The sequence below is a fragment of the Streptomyces sp. NPDC048057 genome (assembly GCF_040653095.1).
Taxonomy (GTDB): Bacteria; Actinomycetota; Actinomycetes; order Streptomycetales; family Streptomycetaceae; genus Streptomyces.
In genome coordinates this window covers 101,351-126,384 of sequence record NZ_JBEZNF010000020.1, presented here as the reverse complement: position 1 = coordinate 126,384, position 25,034 = coordinate 101,351, and the positions used below count along the sequence as shown (strand labels likewise).

The following is a 25,034-nucleotide window of genomic DNA, read 5'->3' as shown; positions in this document are numbered from 1 at the left end:
GCGCCGGACACCTCGCGGGGAAGGACGACCCTTTATTTCGTCACCTTGACGAGAATGATCCGGACCCGTTAGCGTCGAGGAGACGAAAAGAGGTGCGGCATGGCCGACATCACCAGGCGCCTCGGCTGGCGCCATCTGCGTTCCGCTCCCACGACCCACATCCGTCACCACCGCAGCGGGCGCCTCGTCCACGACGGCCCCGGCCTCGGCTTCTGGTACCGGCCGCTCACCGCGGCGCTCTCCGAGGTCCCCGTCGACGACCGGGAGGAGTCCATGGCCTTCCACGCCCGGACCGCCGACTTCCAGGACGTCACCGTGCAGGCGACCGTCACCTACCGGATCGCCGACCCCGCGCTCGCCGCCGAACGGCTCGACTTCTCCATCGACCCCGACACCGGGGTCTGGCGCGGATCGCCCCTGGAGCAACTCTCCACCCTGCTCTCCGAAACGGCCCAACAGCACGCACTCGCCGTGCTGGCCCGTACCCCCCTCGCCGACGCGTTGACGGACGGGGTGGCCGCGGTGCGGGACCGGATGACCGCCGGCCTGGGGGACGAACCACGGCTCGCCGCCACCGGACTGCACGTCGTCGGGGTGCGGGTGGTCGCCGTCCGCCCCGAACCCGAGGTCGAACGGGCCCTGCGCACCCCCACCCGCGAACGGGTCCAGCAGGAAGCCGACCGGGCCACCTACGAGCGCCGCGCGGTGGCCGTCGAACGCGAACGAACCATCGCCGAGAACGAGTTGGCCAGCAAGATCGAACTGGCCCGACAGGAGGAACGCCTGGTCGAGCAGCGCGGTGCCAACGCCCGCCGCGAAGCCGAGGAACGAGCCGCCGCCGACGCGATCCGCGCCGAGGCCGAAGCCGCCCGCACCGTCCGACTCGCCAAGGCACAGGCGGAGGCGGCCCGGGAAGCCGGCGAGGCCAGGGCCCGGGCGGAGGCCGCCTGGCTCAAGGCGCACGCCGACACGGACCCCGCGGTCCTGCACGCCCTCACCGCGGCCCGACTCGCCGAGAACCTGCCGCGCATCGACCACCTGACCGTCACCCCGGACGTGCTCACCGGCCTGGTGGAGCGACTGGGCCGCCCGCCCGTCGACCCGCGGCGGACGCCCACCGAGGGCGCGGCGGAGTGAGCCTCGCCCCACGGGCCGTGCTGGTCCACCGCACCACCGAGTACGAGGAACTGCTGGCCCGGCACGGCACCGCCGGACAGGCCGCCTTCTTCCTCACCTCGCGGGGCCGCGACCTCGAACCGGTGGCGGCCCGCCACGCCCGGGCCCGCCGCACCCTCGCCGCGGTCGAGGCGGCCGTCCCCCTCCACTGGCGTCGGGCCCGGGTCGAGCGAGCCGACCTCGACCGGTTCCTGTTCGGCCCGGAGGACGTCGTCGTGGTCGTCGGCGCGGACGGACTCGTCGCCAACACCGCCAAGTACCTGACCGGACAGCCCGTCGTGGGCGTGGACCCCGAACCCGGACGCGGCCTCGGCGTCCTCGTGCGCCACCGCCCCGCCGACACGGCCCGACTGCTCACCGCGGCCGTCCGACCCGACGCCGCCTTCGACGAACTGACCATGGTGGAGGCGGTCGCCGACGACACCCAGCGGATCCGCGCGCTCAACGAGATCTACCTCGGCGCCCCCGGCCACCAGACCGCCCGCTACCGACTCGCCACCGCCACCCGCCCCGACCCCGCCGCGCCCGAGGAGAGCCAGGCGTCCTCCGGGGTCCTCGTCGGCACCGGCACCGGAGCCACCGGCTGGCTGCGCTCCCTGTGGCGCGAACGCTCCGGCCCGCCGGCCCTGCCCGCCCCCACCGACCCCCGACTCCTCTGGTTCGTCCGTGAGGCATGGCCCTCACCCACGACCAACACCACGCTCGTCCAAGGAGCTCTCACGAACGGCGACCACCTGCGCCTGGTCGTGGAATCGGACCGGCTCGTCGCCTTCGGCGACGGAGTCGAGACCGATGCCCTCGAACTGACCTGGGGCCAGACGATCCGGGTCGGACTCGCCGACCTACGACTGCGCCTCCTCGTCTGATCCAGATCTCGCGGGTTCGACGTCAAGCCCGCTCAGCGCGTGGTCACCCGGAAGGTGCTGAGTACGGCCTTGTGGTCGGTCGGCCAGGTCCAGGTGGGCTCCCAGAACTTGTCCCTGCCCGTCTCCTCGACCCGCTTGCCGCGCACGATGGTGCTGGACGGCCCGACGATCACGCTGTCGAGCAGATGGATCCGCCGGTCCGGGTGGTAGAAGACGAAGTCGATCCGGTCCCGCTCGTCGGCCTTCGGCGCCCAGGTGAGCTGACCGACGTCGGCGCCCGGGTTGTCGCTCGGCCAGGTGAAGCCCGGCTTGCGGACGGGGTCCGGGTGGATGACGCGGTAGCTGTCGCGGAAGCCGGCGTCCTCGATCGCCTTCGTCGTCGACCACGGGACGACGGCGCCGTTGTGGTCGAACAGGTTCCGGGTCCGGTGGTTCCAGTCCCGGTGCGAGGGCTCGTTGAAGTCACCGGCCAGCAGCGTCAGCCGGCCCTTGGCCCGCTCCCTCGCGGCGTCGGCGAGGACCGTCTTCGTCACCTTCGTGCGTCCCGAGGCGGTGTTGAGCCGCGTGATCAGGTCGACGTCGGTGATCGGACCGGTCGGGATCTCGCCCCAGCCGTACTCGGAGGTCTCCAGGGGCGACGGAGTGCCGCCGCCGTAGCCGCGCGGCAGGTAGTTGACGTAGTAGCGGTACTCCAGGTGCCCGGAGTACGCGGCGACCTCGGTGCCGTCGACCGAGACGACCGCCTTCGACCAGTACGGGAACGACGCGTGCTCGACGATCGGGTAGCGCGAGATCACCGCAGGGTCGACGGGGTTCTGGTTGTCGAAGTAGGTCAGCCCGCGGTCGGCGAGATCGGCCAGGAGGTTGGCGACCCGCTCCGGGTTCGACTCGCTGAGCATCACCACGTCCGGTTCGACCGCGGCGATGGTGTCGGCGATCCCCGCCCGACCGCCCGGCACCCGGCTGCCGCCGAGCCAGATGTTGAACTGCATGACCTTGAGCGTTCGGTGCGAGGGTCCGCGGTGCTTCCGCGCGTCCTGCGGGGCGGCCTCGGCCGTGCCCACTGCCAGCACTCCCGCTCCGACGGTCGCGCCGACCATCCCGAGCAACTCGCGACGCCTGACCATCAGTGACCTCCAGATGTTGCCTGCATCCATGGCCCGGTCACGGTGCGGACCGGGCCGGGACACACTGTCGTGGTCTGTTGTGTATGAGACATGAACCAAGGCGCAACGTCAGATGTTGAATGCTCATGAGTGGCCGCACCCGTTGTGTCTGGAGACCGGTCAAGCCAGGGCGTGCTCTTCCGTACCTGGGCCACCCTCCGGCCATGGGTGAGTTTCTCGCTGTCCTGAACGGCGCGGCCGACGACGCCGACAAGGCGAAGTTCACCGAGCAGCAGCAGAGTGAGTTCCCGCAGGCGTGGGCGGCGTGGGCCCAGAAGGCGGGGTGACCCGCCCCGCGGGTCAGGGCGAGTAGCGGCCCAGTTCCCCGCGCAACCGCTGGGCCCGCAGGACCAGTTCGAGTTCGAAACGGCGGTCGGGGTCGTCGATCTCGTCTCCCCACAGCTCGCGGATCTGGCGGAGCCGGTAGCGGACGGTCTGGGGGTGGACCCCGAGGCGTCCCGCGATCTCGGGCGCACCGCCGCGGGTCTCCAGCCAGGCGAGGAGGGTCTCGGCGAGGCGGCGGGCGTGGGTTCTGCCGCGGTGGGCGAGGGGGGCCAGGGCGCGGCGGGCCAGGTCGTCGATGAGTTCTTCCGGCTGGAGGAGCACGAGTGCCTCGGTGTGCTCGGTGCAGTGCAGCACCTCGCCGGCCGGGAGCAGACCGCGTTCCATGAGGCGTACGGCGGCCTCCGCCCAGCGCAGCGACTTGGCGGCGTCGACCAGGGGGACCGGTGGGCCGATCGCGCCGGCCCAGCCGGTCATGGCGCGCCGCAGCAGTTCGGGGCGGCCCGCCGCGTCCGGGTCGGGGACGACCATGCGGGGCTGTTCGGCTTCCATGTCCAGGAGGACGCCCTGGCCCACGGCGGGGGCGACGGCCTGGCGGGCGGGGCGCAGCAGCACCCCCGCGGCGACCTTCGTGGGCAGTGGCCAGCCGATCCGCGCGGCGCGTTCCGCGAGGGCGGCGGCGATCTCGTGCGGGCCGGCGGCGGAGCGGGGGCGGTGTTCGGCGAGGAGGAGTTCCATGAGCTCGCGTTGGAGCCGCAGGAGTTCACCGGCCTGCCGGGCGGCGGCCTCCGCGTAGCCGCGCACCGACTGGTCGACGAGGCCGTCGAGGTACTCGTAACCCGCGTCGACCAGTTCGTACATGGCCGGCGGCGGGATGTCGACGCGTTGGCCGATCTCGGCGAGGCGCCGCCAGGTGAGGCGGACGCCGAGACGGTAGATGGCCTGGAGCGAGTCGAGGCTGCGACCTCCGATTCCCTCGCCGCGGCCGAAGTCCTGGAAGACCTCGGGGTGGACGCGGGGCCGGTCCTCGGCCGTCTCTAGGTGCAGTACGAAGATCTCGATGGCGCGCCGGATGCCGATGAGGGACTTGGGTTCCCCGGAGTCGTCGAGGATGACCGGGACGTGCGGGTACTCCCGGCGGATCTCCCGCAGGATCTCCTCGGCCAGAGCGGGGGCCTCGGCGATGGCGAGTGCCGCGAACTGGCGCACCTTGCCGCGCGGTACGTCGTGCCAGGCCGAACGGGCTCCGAGCGGCGGAGCGGTGCGGTCCTGCGCGCCGACGGAGGCCGCGGTGGCGCCCGGGGGGTCGACGGCCGGGATGGGGGAGGGCACGGGTCAGCGCTCCCGGGGGGCCGTCTCATAGGTGACCAGGGGCGTGTTGGGCTGGTCCGGGGTGGCGTCGAGCAGGGCGACGACACCGAGGGCCGCGCCCACGGCGAGGGCCGCGGCGGCCACGGCGGTGAGTGCGGCGGCGAGCAGTCTGGGCATGCTGGGGGTCCAGCCTTTCCGGTCGAAAGGTCGTTCCCACCCTGGATGATCCACACGATCCGCGCCAGTGCTCACGAGTCCCCTGATCGCGAACGGTCGCGGGTCCCGGTCGTGCTTCCCGCTTCCCGTGATGGCGCGTGCCGGCCCCGACCGGCAGGGGTTCAGTCTCTGCAATGCATTGACACCTAGTCAAGGGTGCGCTTACGGTTCCCGGCCCATACCGCGGCTGCACTTTTTCCACCCGCGCGCACACGTTCCGTCACCTCGTGACCTCTGCTTCTTCCTCTGTTTCCTGTCGAGTTTTTCCGAGTTTTTCCGAGAGTTTCCGCCACCGTGTCGAGCCGTCTCGAACCCTTCTGGAGTGCCCGGATGCGACGTACCACCTCACCCCTTTCGCTCGTTCTACTGGGCATCGGCACCTTCTTGCTGGTGCTGGCCGCGATGCTTGCCTGGTATGTCGAGCCGCGCGCCCAGCGCACCCCCATCGACACCGACGTGACCACCGTCTTCACCGGTCAGGGCAGTTACTTCGACGCCAAGAAGGTCCAAACCGTCGATGAGACAAAGCTCACCATCACCCGGAAGGTCCGCGGCGACGTGGCCGACAGCGAGGACAGCGGCCGGGCCATCTGGGACGTGTCCACGAGCGTCGACACCGACGACACCCTGCCCGCGTCCGATCCGCACGACGCGTTCCAGTGGACGGTGGAACGCTGGGTGACCGATCGGAAGACCAATGCCCCCGTGCACTGCTGCGGGGAGACCCCCCGATTCGAGGGCGAGGCGTACCTGAAGTTCCCGTTCGACGTGAAGCAGCGCGCGTACCGCTGGTGGGACAGCACGCTCGGCGGCACCGTGGAACTCACGTTCAAGGACAAGGCGAAGGTCCAGGGGCACGAGGGATACCTGTTCACCGGCTCGGTCGCCCCGGTGAAGACCGGGACGCGGCAGGTGCCGGGCGTGCTCGTCGGCCAGCCGGAGCGCGGTCAGGTCCACGCCGAGGAGTGGTACGCCAACGGCCGCATCGAGCTGGTCGCGGACCAGAAGACCGGGCGGATCCTGTTCGCGGCGATCGGGCCGAAGAAGACGCTGCGGGCGCCCGGCGCGAAGTCCGATGCCGTGGTGCTGCTGAAGAGCGACCGCATCGCGTTCACCGAGGAGACGCAGAAGAAGCAGGTCGAGCTGGCGAAGGCCGACAACGACAAGCTCCAGTTGGTGGGCGTGACGGCGCCCGCGGGGGCGGGCGGACTGGGGCTGCTGCTGGCCGTGGCGGGCGTGGTCATGGTGTCCCGGGGGCGTCCTGTGACCACAGCAGCAACCCCGGCACCGGAATCTGTCACCGCCTGATGAAGTACGGCCGGTAACAGGTGCCGAACTTGTCACCCCGGTGAGTAGCCGCAGCGAACTGCTGGGCGAAAACTGTCCATCCACCCACCCGAACACACCATCCGTGCATGACCCCAGCACATCCGAGCGGCCCCGGCACCCTCCGGGGCCGGCTCGCCCCGGAGCCGGAACCCCGCCGGGACCGCGCCGAGCAGTACTCGGCACGGTCCCGGACCGGCCCCGGTCGTGACCCGTTCGACCTCCGTACCGCCGTGTGCACGTCCCCGAGTACCGCCCCGCCCGTGCCACCCCTACGTCCCCACCCTCTTTCCTTCCGCCCTCCCGTGCCGAGAGTGATCCCGCACCACGACCGCCGCACGGATCCGCCCCCTGAGACGAGTCGGAGCACCAATGCCCCAGCACGTGCCCGCTTCGCTGCGCACGGCCGGTCCGCGGCCCGCTCAGCCTCATGTGGCGCAGCCCACCGAGCCGCGCCGCATCGTGTTCCTCTCCCGTCGCGATCTCGGCAATCCCGCCGCCGGCGGGTCCGAGATCCTGGTCGACAAGCTGGCCGACGGGCTCACCCGACTCGGCCACCAGGTCACGCTCGTCTGCGGCGGGCCGACCGCCCGACGCGACTACCGCGTGGTGTCGGCCGGCGGCGACCTCGGTCACTTCCTGCGGGCCCGCAAGGCCCTCGCCCAGCACGTCGGCGCGTGCGACCTGCTGGTCGAGGTGTGCAACGGCATGCCCTATCTGGCGCCGCTGTGGCATCGCGGTCCGACCCTGTGCCTGGTCAACCACGTCCACACCGACCTGTGGGACATGCGCTTCGGCGGCCGTGCCCTCGCGCCCGCCGGTCGCCTCGGGCGCCGGCTGGAGCACTTCGCCCTCAAGGAGGCACAGCGACGGAACCTGATGGTCGCGGTGTCCCCGTCCACGGCCGGGGCGCTGGCGGACATCGGCGTCGACCAGCAGCGGATACGCGTGGTGCACAACGGTGTCGAGGCGCCGGGACCCCAACAACCCCGCTCGCCCGAACCGTTGTTCCTCGCGATGGGACGGCTCGTGGAGTACAAGCGGATCGATCTGCTGCTGCGGCTGTGGGAGCGGGTCAGACCGGTGACCGGCGGCCGGCTCGTCATCGTCGGCGACGGCCCGGAGCGGGGCCGGCTGACGAAGCTCGCCGGCGCCGGCGTGGAGTTCGCGGGCCGCGTCACGGAGGCGGAGAAGCACCGGCTGCTCTGCTCGGCCTGGCTGCTGCTGCACCCCTCCGCCGTGGAGGGGTGGGGCCTGGTGGTCACGGAGGCCGCGATCCGGTCGACCCCGACGGTCGGCTTCGACGTACCGGGGCTGCGGGACTCGGTCACCGACGGGGTGAGCGGGGTGCTGGCCCGCGGGGAGAGCGCGTTCGCCGCCGCCTGGTCCTCACTCGCGCTCAGCGAGGAGCGCCGGTCGGCGATGGGGCGGGCCGCACGGGAGCTGGCCGCGGAGTACACCTGGGCCAACACGGTACGGGCGTTCCGCGACGTCGCCGTGGAGGCCGCCGCCCAAGGGCACGGCCAGGGCCAAGGGCAGTGCGGTCCGGCCGGCCTGCCCCGGTCGGGCGCGGGAATCGCGCCGCGGGCCGCTGCGCACCCCCGGCGGAGGTGAGGACCGATGGCAACCCCTGGTTCAAGGATCCGTACCGCCGTGCGAGTCCCGCCGCCGGCGGCCCGCCGCGCGGCACTGAAGGACCCCTCCTTCCAACGCTCCTCGGCACTGTTCCGGGCCTTCCTGCGCGAGCAGGACGACCCCAAGACGTGCTACGAGCTGCTGGCGCGGGACGCCGCCGATCAGGTCGAGGCGTACGACGGGCCCGTCCGCGGGCGGACCGTCGTCGACATCGGCGGCGGGCGCGGATACTTCACGGAGGAGTTCCGGCGGCGCGGCGCGCACAGCTTCCTCTTCGAACCGGACCCGGGGGAGCTGGGGCCGAAGCCGCCCGAGGGGGCGGTCGTCGCGGACGGCTTCCTGCTGCCGCTCGCGGACGGTTCGGCCGACGTGTGCTTCTCCTCCAACGTCCTTGAGCACGTGGACGATCCGCAGACCTTCCTCAGTGAGATGGCCCGCGTGACCCGCCCCGGCGGGTTGATCTACGTCTCGTTCACCAACTGGCTGTCCCCCTGGGGCGGTCACGAATGGGCTCCCTGGCACTACCTGGGCGCCACGAGGGCACGGGCCCGCTACGAGCGGCGCACCGGCCGCCCCGCCAAGCACATCCTCGGCGAGAACCTCTTCGCCGTGCACATCGGTCCCACCCTGCGCCAGGTACGGGCCAGGACCGACGTCACGGTGGTCGCCGCCCGCTCCCGCTACTGGCCGTTCCTGGCCGGGGCGGTGACCCGAGTGCCGGTCCTGCGTGAGTTCGCTACCTGGAATCTCCTCCTCATTCTTCGGCGGTGTCCATGACCAGTACGGCCCCAGCGGCCCAGGTTCCCCCTCCGGCAGTCGTCCGGACCACCGGCGCGACCCAGGACCCGCCCGACGGGCCCCGGTCGCGCCGGTGGCTCCTGGGGTTCTGGGCCGCGGTGTTCGTGCTCTTCCTGGCGGTGTCGCCGGGGCGCATGACGTTCGAGACCAAGCTCGGTGTCGCCGCGGACCCGTGGCAGTTCATCGCCGACCTCGGACAGCTGTGGCACGACCGCGCCGGCTTCGGCGGACTCGTCAACCAGTACATCGGGTACGCCTTCCCGATGCTCCCGTACTACGGTCTCGCCGATCTGGCGCAGTTGCCGGTGTGGCTGGCGGAGCGACTGTGGCTGTCGCTGATCGTGGCCACCGCCTTCTGGGGAGCGCTGCGGCTGGCCGAACGCCTCGGCGTCGGCACCAGCTCGACGCGACTGCTCGGCGCCGTGGTCTACGCGCTGTGGCCGACGTTCACCGTCGTCGTCGGGTCCACCTCGGCCGCCGCGCTGCCCGGCGCACTGCTGCCGTGGGTGCTGCTGCCGCTCACCGACGACCGGTACGGCGCACGCGTCGCGGCGCTGCGCTCCGCGCTGCTGATCCCCTTCATGGGCGGCGTCAACGCGGTGTCGACCCTCGCGTCCCTGCTGCCGGTGGGCCTCTATCTGCTGTCCCGACCGAACGGCCCGCGGAAGTGGAAGCTCATCGCGTGGTGGGTGCCGGGAGTCGTCCTGGCGACGCTGTGGTGGGTCGTCCCGCTGCTGATCTTCAGCGCGTACGGCGAGAACTTCCTCCCGTACATCGAGACCTCACAGGTCACCACGGACACCATGGCGGCGACGGAGACCCTGCGCGGCGCCGGCAACTGGGTGGCGTACCTGAACTTCGGTGACGCCTGGCTGCCCGCCGGATGGAGCGTCGCGGCCTCGGTTCCGGTCATCGTGTGTTCCGCGCTGGCCGCCGCCCTGGGGCTCGCGGGACTCGCCCGCCGCGACCTGCCGGAGCGCCGCTGGCTGGTGCTGACCGTGCTGACGGTCGCGCTGCTCACCCTCTCCGGATACGCGGGGAAGTTCGGCGCACCGTTCGCCGGGTCCGTGCAGGAACTGCTGGACGGGGTGCTCGCACCGTTCCGGAACGTCTACAAGTTCCAGCCGGGTCTCGCGCTCGCCCTGGTCCTCGGCCTCGTCCACCTCACCGCCGTCGTGGCACGGGAGCGCGGGGCCCGCCCGGGCCACGGAGTGCGGTGGGAGCGGCGGTACGCCCCGCTGATCGCGGCGCTGCTGGTGCTGCCCGGGCTCCTCCTGCCGTACGTCAACGGGTCCATCTTGCAACCGGGTTCGTTCAAGAAGTTGCCGACGTACTGGGAGGCCACGGCCGACTGGTTGAAGACGAACTCGCCGGACAGCCGGGCCCTGGTGGTCCCGGCGACCGCGCACGGCATCTACACCTGGGGCTCTCCCATCGACCAGCCCCTCGACGTGCTCGCCGACTCCCCCTGGGCCCAGCGCGACTACGTGCCGTTCGGCACGGCCGGCAACCGGCGCGCCATGGACGCCGTGGAGCAGGCGCTGCTCACCGGCGCCGCGATACCGGGTCTGCGGGACTACCTGAGCCGGGCGGGACTGCACTACGTGGTGGTCCGCAACGACCTGGACCCGGACCAGCTCGGCTACGTGCCGACGCCGACGGTGAAGCGGGCCCTGGAGCAGTCCGGCTACCAGCGGGTGCAGGGCCTCGGCCCGGTCATGACCGGTGGACGGATCGCGGACGACACCCCCCTCCAGGTCGAGGGCCTCTACCCGCAGCAACGCGCGGTGGAGATCTTCGCGCCCGCCGAGGGCTCCGTACCGCCCGGCCGGGCCGGAATGTACGCCGCCGCCGACACGGCCGTGGTGTCCGGTGGGCCGGAGTCCCTGCTGCCGCTCTCCGCCGACCCGTCGCTGCGCGACCGACCCACCGTGCTGACCGGCGACGACCACCCCGGCGTCGACGAGCCGGCGCTCCAGGTCACCGGTGACGGACTGCGCCGCGCCGACACCCGGTTCGGCCTGGTGAACACCAACACCTCGTACACGTACACCGAGAACGAGCGCAATCACGCCGACAGCGTGCAGGACCCCGGGGACGCTCCGCGCCAGATCCTGCCGAGGAAGGGCGTCGAGCGCCAGACGGTCGCGGAGCTGCGCGGGGCGCGCGAGGTCACTGCGTCCTCCAGCGGCAACTGGCTGTTCCACCTGCCGCAGTACGACCCGGTGAACGCCTTCGACGGCAACCCGGACACGGCGTGGGCCGAGGGCGCACCCGGCAGTTCGAAGGGCCAGTGGCTGCGCATCGCGTTCGACGGGAAGCAGCAGCTGCCGTCGTCGCTGGAGGTGACCCCGCTTCCGCAGGACGGGGTGCGGGCCGCCCCGACGCGGGTGAAGGTGGAGACCGAGCAGGACAACGAGATCAGCACGCTGGCGGCCGACGGCAGGACGCAGAAGATCGCCGTGCCCTCCGGTGAGACGAGCTGGCTGAAGCTCACCATCCTGGACGCCGCGGCCGACCGGCCGGGGCTCACGGGTGCCGGGTTCGCGGAGGTCGCCGTCCCCGGCGTCACCGTGACGCGGATGCTGAAGCTGCCCACCGACGGTGCCGGTTCGAAGGCGGCGGCCGAGACGGTGTCGCTGAACCGGCCTTCCGACCCGGGCGGGCTCTCCCCGGCCGGCACGGAGGCGGGGCTGCACCGCTCCTTCACCACCGGCACGGCCGGAGCGCACGACGTCAAGATCAGCGCGGTGCCGGTGCCCGGCGCGGAACTGGACAGGCTCCTGTACCGGGTGGCGCCCGAGCAGAACCGGCAGATCGTCGCGACCGCCGACTCCACTGCCCGGCTCGGCACGGAGCTGTCGGCGCGGAACCTCACCGACGGCGATCTGACGACCGCCTGGATCGCCGGGGACAAGCCGGTGATCCATCTGGAGTGGGCCGGCAAGAAGGCCGTGGACTCGCTGGTGCTGGCCGGCGCGGGCGGGCTCTCGGCCCGGCCCACGAAGATCGAGATCAGCTCCCCCCACGGTGCGGCGACCGCCAACGTCGACGACAACGGGTGGGCCCGGTTCGACGCGATCACGACCAACCGGATGACCGTCAAGATCACCCGGACCGCGCCGGTGACCCTGTACAACCCCCTCGCCGACGACGACCTGCAGCTCCCCGTGGGTCTCACCGAGCTGCACGTCCCGTCCCTCGCCAACCACCGCACGAAGCAGCCCGCCACCGACCGTCCGTTCACCTTGCAGTGCGGTGAGGGCCCCACTCTGGCGGTCGACGGAACCCTCCACGCGACCAGCGCGAAGGGCACCGTCCGGGACCTCGTGGAGCGACGCCCCATTGACGTGACGCTCTGCCAGCATGGCGTGCCGCAGTCGGAGTTGGCGCTCGACAAGGGTGAGCACCAGGTCGAGGCCGGAGACGCGGGTCCGCTCGCGGTCACCGGTGTGACCCTCACCCGGGGCAAGCCGGCCGCACCGGCCGCGAACGGCCGGGACCTCACCGTCGGCGACTGGCAGGACGACCGCCGCGAGGTGTCGGTCGGCGCGGGCGTCGCCTCGTACCTCACGACGTACGAGAACTTCAACGACGGCTGGAAGGCCACGCTGAACGGGAAGGAACTCACGCCGCTCCGGCTCGACGGCTGGCAGCAGGGCTTCGAGGTCCCGGAGGGCGAGGGCGGCACGGTCAAGCTGTCGTACGAGCCGACCCGGACGTACGAGATCGGGCTGGTCGTCAGCGGGGTCGCCCTGCTCGCACTGATCGGGCTGGTGCTGTACCGCAGGCGCGAGGAGAACCCCGAGCGCACGGCCGGGACGGAGCCCGCTGCGGTGCCGAACGGGCCCGGGACGGTCCTCGGTCTGGCGGCCGTGACCCTGGTGGCCGTGGTGGTCGCCGGCTGGTTCGCGCTGCTGGTCCCGGCGCTCGCGCTGGTCGCCCTGCGACGGCGCGCGCTGCTGGTGCCGATCGCGTTCGCCGCGATGGCGGGGGCGGGGATCGCGGCGGCAACCGGCGCCGGTGAAGCTCCGGCCGCCGGGGAGGGGGCGTTCGGGCACGTGGCCCAACTCCTCGCGTTCATCGCGCTGTTCGCGGCGCTGGTGACCGTCGGCGGGCTCGGACGGTTCGGGCGGGCGCCCGAGGCCGATTCCGGCTCCGGGGCGGGTACGGATGCGGAGTCCGGGCCGGGCGGCGGTGCCGTACCGAGCGCTCAGCCGAGCATCCAGTCGGGCACCCAGCCGAGCGCCGAGCACCCGGGCGCGCCCGCTCCCGACGCCTCGGCGGACCCCGGAAAGCCCGCTGCCCCCGGCATCCTCGGAGGTGACGTCCGGTGACGGCCCCGGACGGGCCCGTGCGCCCCGCACAGGCCGCGCGGCCCGTCCTGGTGCCCTTCCCCGTCGTCGACGAGGTCGAGCGGCACTGCCTCCAGCAGGAGGAACCCGAAACCATCCACATCGAGGTCCGGCTGCCGGGGCGGGTGGACCCGGCGCGGCTGCGGCGGGCGTTCGCCGAAGCGCTGCGCCGCCACCCGCGCGCCCAGGTGCGCCAGGCACCCGGCCCCTGGTACCGGCTCCGCTACTTCTGGGAGCTCACCGAGGGGCCGGACCCGGGCGTGGACGTGGTGACGGCTCCGGAGCCGGAGCCCGAGGCGCTGGAGCGGGCCAGGGAGCGTTGCCTGGCCCCTGCTCCGCCGCTGTCGACGTCCCCGCCGATCAGGGTGGAGGTCGTCGACGACCCGGAACGACCCGGCGGCACGGCCCTGTTCCTCACCGTCAACCACACCGCGCTGGACGGGCCCGCGTGTCTGCGGGTCCTCGCGACGGCCGCCGAGGTGTACGGCGGCCGGGGCAGCGCTCCGGCGGCGCCGCCGGTCCGCACCCCCGGCGGGGGCCGGGCCGCGGCGCCGGGGCCGTCCCCGTGGGTGCCGCCCGCCCGCGTGGCGCGCGGCGCCCCGTCCGGCGGCCCGGGCAACGGCGTGCTGGTGGCCGACCTGGCCGTACCGCGCCGCCCGCGCGGCGCCGCGTACACGGTGAACGACCAGCTCCTTGTCGCCACCGCGCTGACGATCGCGCGGTGGAACCGGGAGCACGGCGCCCCACCGCGCCCGATCCGGATCACGATGGCGGTGGACGATCGGCCGCGCGGCGCCGACATGCCCATCGGCAACGGCACCCGCCTCGTCGACGTCCCCTTCACCGTGGCCGAACTCGCGGCCGGTGAGCGCGGGGTCGCGGACCCGGACGCCGTGGGGGCGCTGCTGCACCGGACGGCCGACCGCACCCGCACCCTCAAAGCCGTACCCCGGCCGCAACTCGGATACGGAGCCCTTCTGTTGACGGCTCCGGTACTGCCGGTGGCCTGGCGCGCCGCAGCGGCCCGCGGTCTGCGGCGGGCGGCGGGGCCGTGGACCTCCACGGCACTGCTGAGCAACATCGGCCGCCTCGCGTACGAACTGGACTTCGGGGACGCGGGCCGCGCGGACGCCCTGTGGTTCTCGGCACCCGCCCGGATGCCCCGCGGGCTCAGCGTGACGACCGTGTCCACCGCCGGGCGGCTGCATCTCGCGCTGCGCTGGTCGAAGGCGCTGCTGGCCCGGGAGGACGGGGCGAGGCTGCTGGAGCGGTTCGAGCGGTGCCTGGCCGCGACGGAGATCGCCACGACCGCCACCGGCGGGGCGACGGAAGGAGGTTCGCCATGACGACGACCCGGCAGGGCACGGACACGGACGCCCGGGCCCCGGGCGCGACCACCGCGGCCGCACCCCGAGGGCTCCGGGAGTTCTACGAGAATCCCGCCGTGCCCGTCGCCTCCGGGGACGCCCGCAGCCTGCGACAGGCCCGGATGCTGGCTGCCGCACTCGGCCCGGCCGCCGTGCGACCCGCCGTCGTCCTCGACGTCGGCTGCGGCGACGGGACGGCGGCGGCCACCGCGGCGCCCCTGCTCGCCGGCCACCGCGTCGTCGGCGTCGACTGGTCGCAGGACGCCCTGCGCCGGGCCCGGACCCGACTCACCGACGTGGTGCGCGGCGAACTCGGCACAGGACGACTGCCGTTCAGTTCCGGCGCGGCCGACGCCGTGCTGTTCAGCGAGGTGATCGAGCACCTGGTCGACCCGGACAGCGCCCTGGACGAACTGCGGCGCGTACTGCGCCCCGGCGGCCATCTGATGCTGTCCACCCCGAACCTGGCCGCCTGGTACAACCGGGCCCTGCTGCTCGCCGGCGTCCAACCCGTCTTCTCCGAGGTCAGCCTGCGCGGCATCCACGGCCGTCCCGGCAGCGAGGTCGTCGGGCACCTGAGGCTCTACACGGCCCGTGCGCTGAAGGAGTTCGTGACCGCGTCCGGCTTCGAGGTGGTACGGGTCGCCGGCGCGCCCTTCCACGGGGTGCCCCGCCCGATGCGGCCCCTGGACCGGCTGGCGTGCGCGGCCCCGTCGCTCTCCTCGATCCTGCTGCTGCACGCCCGGAAGACGTAGTCGGTGTGGTGGGGGGTGGCCGCCGCACTGCTGGCGAACGTGCTCTCCAGCACGGGATTCGTCCTGGAGAAGCGGGCGCTCGGCAGCATGCCCGCCATCTCGGTGCGGGAGCCCGCACGGCTGCTGCGGCTGGTCCTCGGGAACGTGCAGTGGATCGGTGGCGCGCTGGCGCTGGCCGCGGCCTTCGGCGCGCAGCTCGTCGTCTACCGGACGCTGCCGATCGCCGCCGCGCAGGGCGTCTTCGTCTCCGGCCTGGTGCTGCTCCTGCTGCTGTCGGCGCGACTGCTCGGCGAACGGACCACCGGGCGGGAGCGGTTCGCGATCGGCGCGGTCCTCGGCGCCCTCGTGATGGTGGTCCTCTCCCTCTCCCGTGACGCCGACACCGTCGGCAGCGACGCGCCGGTGCCGATGATCCTGCTGGTCTGCGTGCCGACGCTGGCGGCCGGGACGTGGCTGTACGCCGTCGCGGAGCGCCGCGCGCGACGGCGGCACCGGAAGCCGGCGACGGGGGTCGACTACGCGATCGCCCTGGGGCTGCTGTACGGGGTGAGTTCGCTGGCCATCAAGGGGCTGTCGGGGCGACTGGCCGGGGTGCTGGACCGGCCCGGTGCGGTGCTGCTCGGTGTGCTGGGCTCCCCGTACCCGTATCTCCTGCTGTTCACCGGTGCGTTCGGACTCGTCATGTCGCAGGTGGCGCTCCAGCGCTGCCGGGTCTCCCTGATCGTGCCCGTGTGCACGACGGTGTCGAGCGTGTTCACCGCCGTACTGGGTACGTTCGCGTTCGGCGAGGCGCTGCCCGACGATCCGGTGCGGATGGCGCTACGGGTCGCGGGGACCCTGCTGGCCGTGTCGGTGCTCCTCGCGATGCCGAAGCACGACCAGCCGGAACACGACCAGCCGGAACACGACCAGCCGGAACACGACCGGCCCAAGCACGAGTCGCCGGAGCACGATCCGTCGGAGCGGATCGAGGTGGCCGGCCCGACCGGCCCGCCGCCCCCGACGACAGCTACCAAGGAGCTGACCGCCCATGACCCCCGATGACCCGCTGCTGGGCATCCTCGTCTGCCCGCTGGACAAGGGGAAGCTGCGGCTCGTCCTGTCCGGCGCCGACCCCGTCGCGGCTGCGGCACCGGCCGGCGACGCCTTTGGCGACGGCTTCGGTGACGCCCTGTACAACCCTCGGTTGCGCCGTCTCTACCCCATCGTGAACGGCGTCCCGCAGCTGCGTCCGGCGTCCGGGGTGCCGGTGTCCGACGAGGAGCACGAGCGGCTGACGCGGTAGGGCGTCGACGCCGGACCCGTCGTGACGGGTCAGTCGCCGTCGGCGGGGTCGGTGAGCCCCGGTGCCCCGGGCGCCCGCGTGGTGGCGAAGCGTCTGCGGTACTCGCTGGGCGTGGTGCCGAGGTGGCGGGCGAAGGCGCGCCGCAGCGTCTCGTCGCTGCCGAGTCCGCTGTGGTGTGCGGCCGAGGTGACGCCGTGCCCGTCCAGGAGGAGCCGGCGGGCGTGGTCGAGGCGGGCGCGTTCGACCCAGCGGGCGGGGGTGGTGTGCAACTCGTTCCGGAACAGCCGGGTCAGGTGTCGGGGGCTGACGGCCGCGGCCCGGGCCATGGCGGGCAGGGTGTGTTCGCCCGCCGGGTCGGCGACGACGGCGGCGATCAGCGGGCGGAGCACGTGGCTGCGGGGCGGCGGGGTCGTGACGGCGGTGGAGAACTGCGACTGTCCGCCGGGCCGTTGCATGAAGACGACCAGCTCGCGGGCGATCTCCCGGGCGGTGTCCGCCCCGTGGTCGTCCTCGACGAGCGCGAGGGTCAGGTCGATGCCCGCGCTGATCCCGGCCGAGGTGAGGTACCGCCCGTCGCGGACGTGCAGGGCGTCCGGTTCCACGCGCACCCGGGGGTGGCGGCGGGCCAGGGTCTCGACGTGCCGCCAGTGCGTGGTCGCCCGGCGCCCGTCCAGCAGGCCCAGGGCGGCGAGGACGAAGGCGCCGGTGCAGACCGAAGCGACCCGGGTGGCCCGCCCGGCGAGGGCGTCGGCCGCGGCCAGCAGCTCGTCCTCGACCGGACGCTCGGCGAGCCGGTCGCCGCCGGCGATGACGAGCGTGCCGACGGGGTCGGCATCGGCCGCCGGCATCGCCCCCGTCAGCGTGAGCCCCGAGGACGTCGTCACCTCCCCGCCGCCCGGTGAGACCAGGACGACGTCGTACGCATGGCGGGCACCGATGCGGCCCGCCTGGTGCAGCACCTCCCCGGGGCCGGTGACGTCGAGCATGGTCACGCCGTCGAACACCAGGATGGTCACCCGCTCCGTCATGCCGACCGTGTCCGAATCTGTGGTGTCCCTGACCTCATAGACATGGCAGCAGCGTAGGACACGCGCGAAGGTGGAAGTCGTCAGCGAGCACGCGGGAAGGGCGCAGACGGCGTCCACAGCGTGTCCGGCACCGAACACCACGGAAGGCGTACTCCATGGGCGAGACCATCGCGGGCGTGCAGATCCCGGACAGCGTCCTGGCGCGGGAAGCGACCGAGCTGGTGCGGGACGCCGCCCCGCCCCTGCTGTTCGACCACTCCCGGCGGGTGTTCCTCTTCGGGGTGCTCCGCGGCCGGGAGCAGGGGCTGGCGTTCGACCCCGAGCTGCTGTACGTGGGCGCGATGTTCCACGACCTGGGGCTGACCGAGCGCTTCCGCCGCACCGACCAGCGGTTCGAGATCGACGGCGCCGACGAGGCCCGCCGCTTCCTCGCGGGGCACGGCATCACGGGCGACCGGGCGGACCGGGTCTGGACGGCCGTCGCCCTGCACACCACCCCCGAGATCCCCCTCCACATGGCGCCCGAGGTGGCCCTCGTCACCCGCGGCGTCGAACTCGACGTCCTGGGCATCGGCTACGACGCGGTCTCCGACGAACAGCGCGCGGCCGTCGTCGCGGCGCACCCCCGCCCGGACTTCAAGAAGCAGATCCTCGCCGCCTTCACCGACGGCATCAAGGACCGTCCGCTGACCACCTTCGGCAACGTCAAGGCGGACGTCCTCGCGCACTTCGTCCCCGGCTTCAGGCGCGGCGACTTCGTGGAGGTCATCCAGGGCTCCGACTGGCCCGAGTGAAGCACCGGACCGGGACCGGGAAGGGAGCGGGCAGGGGCGTACGTGCGTGGGCCAGGTGCGGAACGTCCGCAGCTCTCCTGAGCGGGGGCCCGGCGGTCAGTCCTCCTGGCCGTCGGACAGGGTGAGTCGATCCGCCGAGTCGTGGACGCCGTCCCGCTCCGCCCGGGGCGGCGTCCGACGGTCGGTCAAGAGCGGGAAGAGCCGGGTGACCGCGGCGACGGCAACCGCGTTCGACGGGCGGGTGGCGGGGTGGACCTCGCGGTCGCCGTAGCGGGCGAAGAGGCGACGGATGGACGTGGCGAGTTCGGCCGACTCCGACGGGGTGAGGTGGAGGACGGCGCTGAAGGACTCGTCCTGCTGCCACTCCGCCGGCGCCTGGTCCCGGTGGGCCAGCCAGTGCCGGTAGCTCTCGTCCTCCAGCCCGCGGGTGAGGGCGGTGAACTCCTCCGGAGCCTCCGCGCCGGCGGGGTCGGGCGTGCCCCAGCGCAGCCGCCACGGCCGGGCCCGGCCCCCTCGGTGGGGAACCTCTTCGATCAGGCCGTACCGGGCGAGTTGACGCAGGTGGAAGGAGCACAGGCCGGAGCTGTGCCCGAGGCGGGCGGCGGCCTCGGTGGAGGTGAGGGTGCCGACTTCGGCGAGCAGGTCGAGCAGGGCGACGCGCACGGGGTGGTCGGGCAGGAGTCGGCGGGCCCGGTCCTGGAGCGCCTCCGTGGCTTCGACTCGACGTTCTCCATCACTCATTTTGCAAAGTCTGCTACTTTGCAAAGCTCTTGGCAAGCCGAAGGGCCCGCGCCGTCTGGGCTCCGTCGGCAGGAGCGTGACAAGGAGGTCGACGGTTCATGGCTGTGGGGTTCGGTGACACCGCACGGGATCGACGCGTACGGGTGCAGGGCGAGCCGGTCGCGTCCTATCCGCGGCTCGCGCCGGAGGTGGAACGCGGGGAGGTCCGCAGGATCACCGTGGTGGGGGAGGAGGTCCTGCACCGCCGGTGCCGGGAGGTGACCGAGTTCGGTACGGCGGAGCTGACGCGGCTGATCGACGACATGTTCGCGACCAATCAGGTGGCGAACGGCGCAGGGCTCGCCGCCAACCAGGTCGACGTGGACCTTCAACTGTTCGTCTGGGACATCACGGACGAGTGGGGCGTGCGGCACGTCGGGCACATCGCCAACCCGGTTCTTGAGGACGTGTCCGCCGACGACCGCCGTCTGGTGGAGGAGGCCGAAGGGTGCCTCTCCGTTCCCGGCCCCTACCGCGTGGTGCCCCGTCTCGACCGCGCCGTGGTCCGGGGCCGCGACAAGGACGGCAGCCCTCTGGTCATCGAAGGCAGGGGCTACTTCGCCCGGTGCCTGCAACATGAAACCGACCACCTGCACGGCCGGCTGTATCTGGACCGGCTCGCGCAGCGGGAACGCAAGGCCGTGCTGCGGGAGATGCAGGACTCCCAGGACGAGGTGTTCGCCCGCCGCGCCGCCGCCGCGAAACGGCTCGGGAAGTGACTGCCGCGCCGCTCGGGAGGGTCAGTCCGCCGAGCGGGCCAGGGCGTCGAGGTACGCGGAGAGCCGGCTGGCGGCGTACAGCTGGGCCGTTCCGCGGGATCTGAGGTCGCGGCGCCACTCCTCCAGCGCCCCGGTGAGCGCGGTGAGGCTCCCGGCGTCGCGGAGCTGTCCGAGGACGGTGGCGACGGTGGCGAGGGGTTGGCCGCCGCGGCGCAGCAGGTGCGCCAGTTCGGCGTCGCGGACGTCGAGCGCGAGGTACTGGCGGTGCTTGGTGCGCGGGTCGCGCCGCGGGCTGAGGACTCCGGCGCGTTCCCAGGCCCGCAGGGTGGCCGGGTTGACCCCGAGGTGGTGGGCGAGTTCACCGATGCCGTACGGCGCGCGGGGGGCGGTCGCGGTGTTTGGGGCGGTGGCTGCGAGGTGGGGGAGCGCCGCTTCGACGGTGCGGAGCGTGTTGCGGTCGCGGGCCAGCAGGGCGTGCCCGGCGTCGATGTGCTCCAGCGCCTCGTCCAGGTGACCGCCGGTGACGGCGCGCATGATGCGGCGGGCCATCGCGTGGCCGAAGGCGGGGACGAGTGCGAGGTGGGCCGTGAGGCCGGCGGCGTGGGCGGCGGTGTAGTCCCGGTACCCCGATCGGCTGCGGTGGGCGGGCGGGATGATGCCGGCGTCCTCGTAGTTGCGCACCGTCTGCGGGGAGAGGCCGTGCTGACGAGCCACGTTCACCGGTCGCATGTGACCTCCGTTGGAGACTTTTGGGCACGGTGGCCAGGAAGTCTCGTCACAACCTTTCACCGGGTGTTCAGGAATATGATTCAGGAACATGGCCCAGAGCGCACATACCGTTTCCGGAGACTTCGACCTGACGATGGCGGAACTGCGCGTCGTGGCGCGCTACGTGGTGTGGCACGCGGAGGACGTCCTGGCCGTGTTCGAGCGGGACGTGCCCGACGATCCGCGGCCCCGCGAGGCGATCGACGCGGCCTGGTGCTTCATCAACGGTGCCAACAGGACCAGGTTGCAGCGCACGACGTCCGTCGAGGCGCATCGAGCCGCCCGGTCGGCTCCTTCGGAGGCCGCCCGGCTGGCCGCGCGGGCCGCTGGTGACGCCGCGTCGGCCGCGTATCTGCACCCCATCTGGCAGGCGAGCCAGGTCGGTCACATCCTGCGCGCCTCCTCAAGTGCCGCGCGCATCGCGGAGTTGGAGGCGGGCGGTGACCCGAGGAAGGGCGACGCCCAGCTGGAGCGGTCGCGGCAGCGCGCCACGCCGGTGCTCGTCGACGTGCTCCGTCGCTACCCGCCGGCCGCGGGCGGCAGGGATCGGGTCGCCCGGCTGATGAGCGATCTGGATCGCTCCCTGCGGCAGTCGGCGGAGGTGGCCGCGGGGGCGTCGCCGCCGCGCTGCTGAAGGGCGGTCCAGGCCGCCGTGTGGGCCGGACCCCCTTGCCGCGTGCACCCGCACGGCGCTGCCGAGTTCGGGTCGGGCGCGTTCTTCGGAGTTCCCGAAGACGAATCGTCGGAGAAGGGCACCGGCCCGACCGCGCCCGGAGTCACGTCCGGGTGCGGTCGGGCCGGTGCGGCAGGAAGGGCCGTCAGCCCTGGGGGGCGTCCGCCCGCTCGGACGAGTCCGACTCGCCGGCGTCGGCCGCCTCGGCGGCTTCCTTCGCCGCCGTCTTCTTCGCCGCCGCGATGCTGGTGATCGTCGTGATGATCAGGACGCCGAAGATGACACCCAGCGAGACCGGCAGGGAGATCTCCGGCACGTGCAGGTCCGTCGTCTCGTGCACGCCGTGCAGAACCAGCTTCACGCCGATGAAGGCGAGGATGACGGACAGGCCGTACGACAGGTGGACCAGCTTCTTGAGCAGGCCGACGATGAGGAAGTACAGCTGGCGCAGACCCATCAGGGCGAAGGCGTTCGCCGTGAAGACGATGTACGGGTCCTGGGTCAGGCCGAAGATCGCCGGGATCGAGTCCACCGCGAAGAGCACGTCCGTGACGCCGATCGCCAGCATGACGATGAGCATCGGGGTGGCCAGCCGCTTGCCGTTCTCACGGATGAACAGCTTCGTGCCGTGCCACTGGTCGGTGGAGGGGATGCGCTTCTCGATGGCCTTCATCAGGCGCCCCTCCTCCCAGTCCTCTTCCTCTTCGCCGGCCCGGGCCTCCTCGATCAGCTTCCAGGCGGTGTAGATGAGGAAGGCGCCGAAGATGTAGAAGATCCAGGCGAAGGAGTTGATCGCGGCGGCGCCGGCGGCGATGAACACCGCGCGCATCACCAGCGCGATCAGCACGCCGATCATCAGGACGCGCTGTTGGTAGATCGACGGGACCGCGAACTTCGCCATGATCAGCACGAAGACGAAGAGGTTGTCGACGCTGAGCGACTTCTCCGTGACGTAGCCTGCGAAGAACTCACCGGAAGCCTGTCCGGTGCCCCAGATCATCAGGCCGACGCCGAAGAGCACGGCGAGGACGATCCAGACGATCGTCCAGATGCCCGCCTCCTTGACGGAGACTTCGTGCGGCTTGCGGCCGCCGATGAAGAAGTCAGCCGCGATGAGTGCACACAGTCCCACAATCGTGAGCACCCACATGGTCGTTGAGACGTCCAACCTCGGTCCCTCCCTTAAACGTGAGCGGCCAACGGTACAAGGGTGACTAAGGAATGGTAAAGCTAAGGTCAAAAATCCCTGGTCGTGGGCGCGTTTGCGGGGCCCGCGGGGCTCCGGACCGCCCCTCGGCGCGCCGGCGCCCCGCGGCACCGCCGCCGATCACCGCCGGTCGAGCGACCCGACCAGTGCGGACGTGAGGGCACCGACGGTGTCGTGGTCCCACATCAGGGTGGAGTCGACCTCGATGCCGAAGCGGTCCTCGACGTCACCGCAGAGCGCGAGGGCGTGGATCGAGGTGAGCCCGTAGTCGGAGAACGGCACGTCGGGCCGGATCTCCCCTTCGTACGAGGTGTACTCGGCGACCCGGACCGCCAGCCAGGTGCGCAGTTCGTCCGGGCCGGGGGGAGCGGCCGTCTGCGATGGGGTCGTGTCGGACTGGGGCATGGCAACTCCCGTCGTGGGTGCGCGGACGCGGGGGTCCGCGGGTGGAGGTGGTCGGCTCGTGCGGTCGAACCCGGCGGCGCTACCGGCGTTCCCGGAGCGCGGGGTCGAGGTCCTGGTGCACCGGCGTGAGCGCGCCGTCCAGGAAGAGCCGGCGCATCTCGGCGCGCTGCACCTTCCCGCTGGTCGTCTTGCGCACGGCCCCGGGTCGCAGCAGTTGGATGCCGGCCGTGCGGACCCCGAAGGCGCGGAAGACGGTCCTGCGCATCGCCGTGGTGATCTCGCGCAGCCGCTCCTCGGAGAAGCGCCCTCGGACCTCGTGCAGGACGACGACCTCCTCCTGCGGCACCGGGACGCTGAACGCGGTACCGGTCAGGGAAGCCAACTCGGGGTGCCGTGCGCGTAGTTCGTGCTCGATGTCATGGGGGTAGAGGTTGCGTCCGTGCACGATGATGAGGTCCTTGACGCGACCGGTGACGTGCAGCTCGCCGTCGAGGAGCGCCCCGAGGTCCCCGGTGCGCAGATACGGGCCGGCGCCGTCCGCCGCGTACGCCGTGAAGATCCGCTCGGTCTCCGCCGGGCGCCCCCAGTACCCGGCGCCGACGCTGGGGCCCCGGAGCCAGATCTCCCCGGTGCCGCCTTCCGGCAGGGGCCGGCCGTCGTCGGGGTCGACGACCAGGACGTCGAAGTCCGGCGCGTCCCCGCAGCCCACCAGCTCCCGCACCGGACCGTCCGGCTCCGCGGGCCGCACCTCGTGCTTCTCCAACGCGTCGGCGTCGACCGGCGCCACGACCGGTGGCCGTCCGGCGCGCCCCGAGACGAAGACGGTGGCCTCCGCCAGGCCGTAGCACGGTGCCAGGGCCTCGGCGCGGAAGCCCGCTGCCGCGAAGCGCGCCGTGAACGCGCGCAGGGTGCCGGCCTGGACGGGCTCCGACCCGTTGGCGGCGAAGCGCCACCGCGCGAGGTCGAGCGCGGCGAGCTGCTCGTCGGTGACACGCCGGACGCACTGCTCGTACGCGAAGTCGGGCGCGGCCGAATAGCCCACGTCGTACCGGTCGATCAGGGAGAGCCACTGGTGCGGACGCTTGAGGAACGACATCGGCGACATCAGCGTGCAGGAGCTGCCGAGGAACAGCCCGGGCAGCAGCTGCCCCATCAGTCCCATGTCGTGGTAGAGCGGTATCCAGCCACCGAAGCCGGTGTGTTCGTCCAGGCCGAGGGCGCGGCGCAGACTGTCCGCGTTGTGCAGCAGATTGCCGTGGTCGACCATGACGCCCTTGGGCACGCCGGTCGAGCCCGAGGTGTACTGGAGCAGCACCAGATCGCGGGCGCTCGCGCCCGCGTCCCGCCAAGCCTGCGCCGCGCCGAAACCGGGGGCGTCGCTGGCGTACGCCTCCAGTGCCAGGCCGTCGCCGTCGATCCACTCCTGTGCCGCGTCGAGCTGCCCTTCGTCGGTCAGGGCGATCCGCGCCCCCGCGTCCTCGGCCATGCCGGTGACCCGTCGCCGCTGGTACGCGAACTGGCCGGGCATGGGCGAGGGAACGGCCACGACCCCGGCGTACAGACACCCGAGGAAGCCGGTGACGAACGGCAGCCCCGGCGGGTGCAGCAGCAGGACGCGGTCTCCCGGCGCACAGCGCTCCCGCAGCCAGGAGGCGACCCGTCGGGCCTCGGCGTCGAGCTGTCGGTAGGTGAGCCACGACGCTCCGTCGGGCGCGTCGTGGTCGTGGACGAAGGTCACCGCCCGCCGCTCGGGGCGGTCGGCCGCGTGCTGACGCAACAGGTGCAGGGTGCTGGGGGCGTGGAGCAACGAGCCGGTCATGGAGCATTCCTCCGCCGGACGGGAAGTGGCCGATGGGAACGCACGGGGACTCCGCAGCGACATCAGCGTGCACCTTCATAGCCCTCGTCCATGAGAGGGATCAAAGAGCGGTGGGGTGCACCGGCGCCGAGGGGCCGAGATATGCCCCTCGAACAAGCAAATGGCAGATGACGTACCGATGGGTACCGGGTGACCGCGACGCTCGCCCCGCCGTTGGTACTTGCTGCGTACATAGAAAGTCGCCTCCGGCGTGCCCCGGAGGCCGTGGGCGAACGGGTGCGCCCCGGGGCGCAGGTTGAAGCA

Annotated in this window: 23 protein-coding genes; 14 read left to right on the top strand and 9 right to left on the bottom strand. The window is 72.4% G+C overall.

The annotated features are described in order from the left end of the window. The first annotated feature begins 99 nt into the window (after positions 1–99). Both AB0E05_RS23720 and AB0E05_RS23715 read left to right on the top strand, forming a co-directional pair. The gene (locus AB0E05_RS23720; protein ID WP_361966680.1) at positions 100–1,137 is read left to right on the top strand and encodes an SPFH domain-containing protein; all 1,038 of its coding nucleotides are present in this window, start codon (positions 100–102) and stop codon (positions 1,135–1,137) included. Further along, a complete protein-coding gene (locus AB0E05_RS23715; protein WP_361966678.1) occupies positions 1,134–2,042 on the top strand; it encodes a hypothetical protein in 909 nt (302 codons plus the stop codon). Before AB0E05_RS23720 ends, AB0E05_RS23715 begins: the two co-directional genes overlap by 4 nt. A 32-nt stretch (positions 2,043–2,074) precedes the next feature. Here the strand turns inward: AB0E05_RS23715 and AB0E05_RS23710 are convergent, their stop codons facing one another. Beyond that, entirely contained in the window at positions 2,075–3,169 is a 1,095-nt protein-coding gene (locus AB0E05_RS23710; protein WP_361966676.1) for an endonuclease/exonuclease/phosphatase family protein, read from the bottom strand. A gap of 203 nt (positions 3,170–3,372) precedes the next feature. On the opposite strand from AB0E05_RS23710, the gene AB0E05_RS23705 reads away from it, so the two are divergent. Beyond that, positions 3,373–3,495 carry a hypothetical protein gene (locus AB0E05_RS23705; protein WP_361966673.1) on the top strand — a complete coding sequence of 41 codons (123 nt, stop codon included), beginning with the start codon at positions 3,373–3,375 and terminating at the stop codon, positions 3,493–3,495. A gap of 13 nt (positions 3,496–3,508) precedes the next feature. On the opposite strand, the gene AB0E05_RS23700 is transcribed toward AB0E05_RS23705, so the two are convergent. Beyond that, positions 3,509–4,699 carry a helix-turn-helix domain-containing protein gene (locus AB0E05_RS23700; RefSeq protein WP_361966794.1) on the bottom strand — a complete coding sequence of 397 codons (1,191 nt, stop codon included), beginning with the start codon at positions 4,697–4,699 and terminating at the stop codon, positions 3,509–3,511. A gap of 126 nt (positions 4,700–4,825) precedes the next feature. Continuing rightward, positions 4,826–4,978, bottom strand: a complete 153-nt coding sequence (locus AB0E05_RS23695; protein WP_361966671.1) for a hypothetical protein — start codon at positions 4,976–4,978, stop codon at positions 4,826–4,828. A 369-nt stretch (positions 4,979–5,347) separates the two neighbouring features. Here AB0E05_RS23695 and AB0E05_RS23690 point away from each other — a divergent pair, with 369 nt between their 5' ends. From AB0E05_RS23690 to AB0E05_RS23655, 8 genes are all read left to right on the top strand, one after another. After that, positions 5,348–6,325 (top strand): DUF3068 domain-containing protein, encoded by a 978-nt coding sequence (locus tag AB0E05_RS23690; protein ID WP_361966669.1) that lies wholly within the window; start codon positions 5,348–5,350, stop codon positions 6,323–6,325. 390 nt (positions 6,326–6,715) lie between these two features. Beyond that, positions 6,716–7,957, top strand: coding sequence for a glycosyltransferase family 4 protein (locus tag AB0E05_RS23685; protein ID WP_361966667.1), 1,242 nt, complete (start codon positions 6,716–6,718; stop codon positions 7,955–7,957). Positions 7,958–7,963: 6 nt separating this feature from the next. Further along, positions 7,964–8,755 (top strand): class I SAM-dependent methyltransferase, encoded by a 792-nt coding sequence (locus AB0E05_RS23680; RefSeq protein WP_361966665.1) that lies wholly within the window; start codon positions 7,964–7,966, stop codon positions 8,753–8,755. Further along, positions 8,752–13,113: an alpha-(1->3)-arabinofuranosyltransferase family protein gene (locus AB0E05_RS23675; protein WP_361966663.1), complete on the top strand. Its 4,362-nt coding sequence runs from the start codon at positions 8,752–8,754 to the stop codon at positions 13,111–13,113. Before AB0E05_RS23680 ends, AB0E05_RS23675 begins: the two co-directional genes overlap by 4 nt. Beyond that, entirely contained in the window at positions 13,110–14,477 is a 1,368-nt protein-coding gene (locus tag AB0E05_RS23670) for a condensation protein (RefSeq protein ID WP_361966661.1), read from the top strand. The genes AB0E05_RS23675 and AB0E05_RS23670 overlap by 4 nt, the downstream gene beginning before the upstream one ends. Further along, a complete protein-coding gene (locus AB0E05_RS23665) occupies positions 14,474–15,253 on the top strand; it encodes a methyltransferase domain-containing protein (protein WP_361966659.1) in 780 nt (259 codons plus the stop codon). The genes AB0E05_RS23670 and AB0E05_RS23665 overlap by 4 nt, the downstream gene beginning before the upstream one ends. A 3-nt stretch (positions 15,254–15,256) precedes the next feature. Further along, a complete protein-coding gene (locus tag AB0E05_RS23660) occupies positions 15,257–16,297 on the top strand; it encodes a hypothetical protein (protein WP_361966657.1) in 1,041 nt (346 codons plus the stop codon). Then, positions 16,284–16,538 (top strand): Trm112 family protein, encoded by a 255-nt coding sequence (locus AB0E05_RS23655; protein ID WP_361966654.1) that lies wholly within the window; start codon positions 16,284–16,286, stop codon positions 16,536–16,538. Before AB0E05_RS23660 ends, AB0E05_RS23655 begins: the two co-directional genes overlap by 14 nt. Positions 16,539–16,567: 29 nt before the next feature. On the opposite strand, the gene AB0E05_RS23650 is transcribed toward AB0E05_RS23655, so the two are convergent. After that, a complete protein-coding gene (locus tag AB0E05_RS23650) occupies positions 16,568–17,566 on the bottom strand; it encodes a DJ-1/PfpI family protein (RefSeq protein WP_361966652.1) in 999 nt (332 codons plus the stop codon). Positions 17,567–17,721: 155 nt separating this feature from the next. Between AB0E05_RS23650 and AB0E05_RS23645 the strand changes: the two genes are divergently transcribed. Then, a complete protein-coding gene (locus tag AB0E05_RS23645) occupies positions 17,722–18,360 on the top strand; it encodes an HD domain-containing protein (protein ID WP_361966650.1) in 639 nt (212 codons plus the stop codon). Between the two features lie 96 nt (positions 18,361–18,456). Here the strand turns inward: AB0E05_RS23645 and AB0E05_RS23640 are convergent, their stop codons facing one another. Then, positions 18,457–19,101: a helix-turn-helix domain-containing protein gene (locus AB0E05_RS23640; protein ID WP_361966648.1), complete on the bottom strand. Its 645-nt coding sequence runs from the start codon at positions 19,099–19,101 to the stop codon at positions 18,457–18,459. Positions 19,102–19,199: 98 nt separating this feature from the next. Between AB0E05_RS23640 and def the strand changes: the two genes are divergently transcribed. Next, positions 19,200–19,859, top strand: a complete 660-nt coding sequence (gene def / locus AB0E05_RS23635) for a peptide deformylase (protein WP_361966646.1) — start codon at positions 19,200–19,202, stop codon at positions 19,857–19,859. 21 nt (positions 19,860–19,880) lie between these two features. Here the strand turns inward: def and AB0E05_RS23630 are convergent, their stop codons facing one another. Then, a complete protein-coding gene (locus AB0E05_RS23630) occupies positions 19,881–20,588 on the bottom strand; it encodes a MerR family DNA-binding transcriptional regulator (RefSeq protein ID WP_361966644.1) in 708 nt (235 codons plus the stop codon). Between the two features lie 88 nt (positions 20,589–20,676). Here AB0E05_RS23630 and AB0E05_RS23625 point away from each other — a divergent pair, with 88 nt between their 5' ends. Next, positions 20,677–21,261 carry a putative immunity protein gene (locus tag AB0E05_RS23625; RefSeq protein ID WP_361966642.1) on the top strand — a complete coding sequence of 195 codons (585 nt, stop codon included), beginning with the start codon at positions 20,677–20,679 and terminating at the stop codon, positions 21,259–21,261. Between the two features lie 184 nt (positions 21,262–21,445). Here AB0E05_RS23625 and AB0E05_RS23620 read toward each other — a convergent pair whose 3' ends face one another. From AB0E05_RS23620 to AB0E05_RS23610, 3 genes are all read right to left on the bottom strand, one after another. Next, positions 21,446–22,468: a TerC family protein gene (locus AB0E05_RS23620; protein WP_361966640.1), complete on the bottom strand. Its 1,023-nt coding sequence runs from the start codon at positions 22,466–22,468 to the stop codon at positions 21,446–21,448. 159 nt (positions 22,469–22,627) lie between these two features. Beyond that, positions 22,628–22,912 carry an acyl carrier protein gene (locus AB0E05_RS23615; RefSeq protein WP_361966638.1) on the bottom strand — a complete coding sequence of 95 codons (285 nt, stop codon included), beginning with the start codon at positions 22,910–22,912 and terminating at the stop codon, positions 22,628–22,630. Between the two features lie 79 nt (positions 22,913–22,991). Then, positions 22,992–24,731 carry a fatty acyl-AMP ligase gene (locus AB0E05_RS23610; RefSeq protein WP_361966636.1) on the bottom strand — a complete coding sequence of 580 codons (1,740 nt, stop codon included), beginning with the start codon at positions 24,729–24,731 and terminating at the stop codon, positions 22,992–22,994. Between the last annotated feature and the right edge of the window lie 303 nt (positions 24,732–25,034).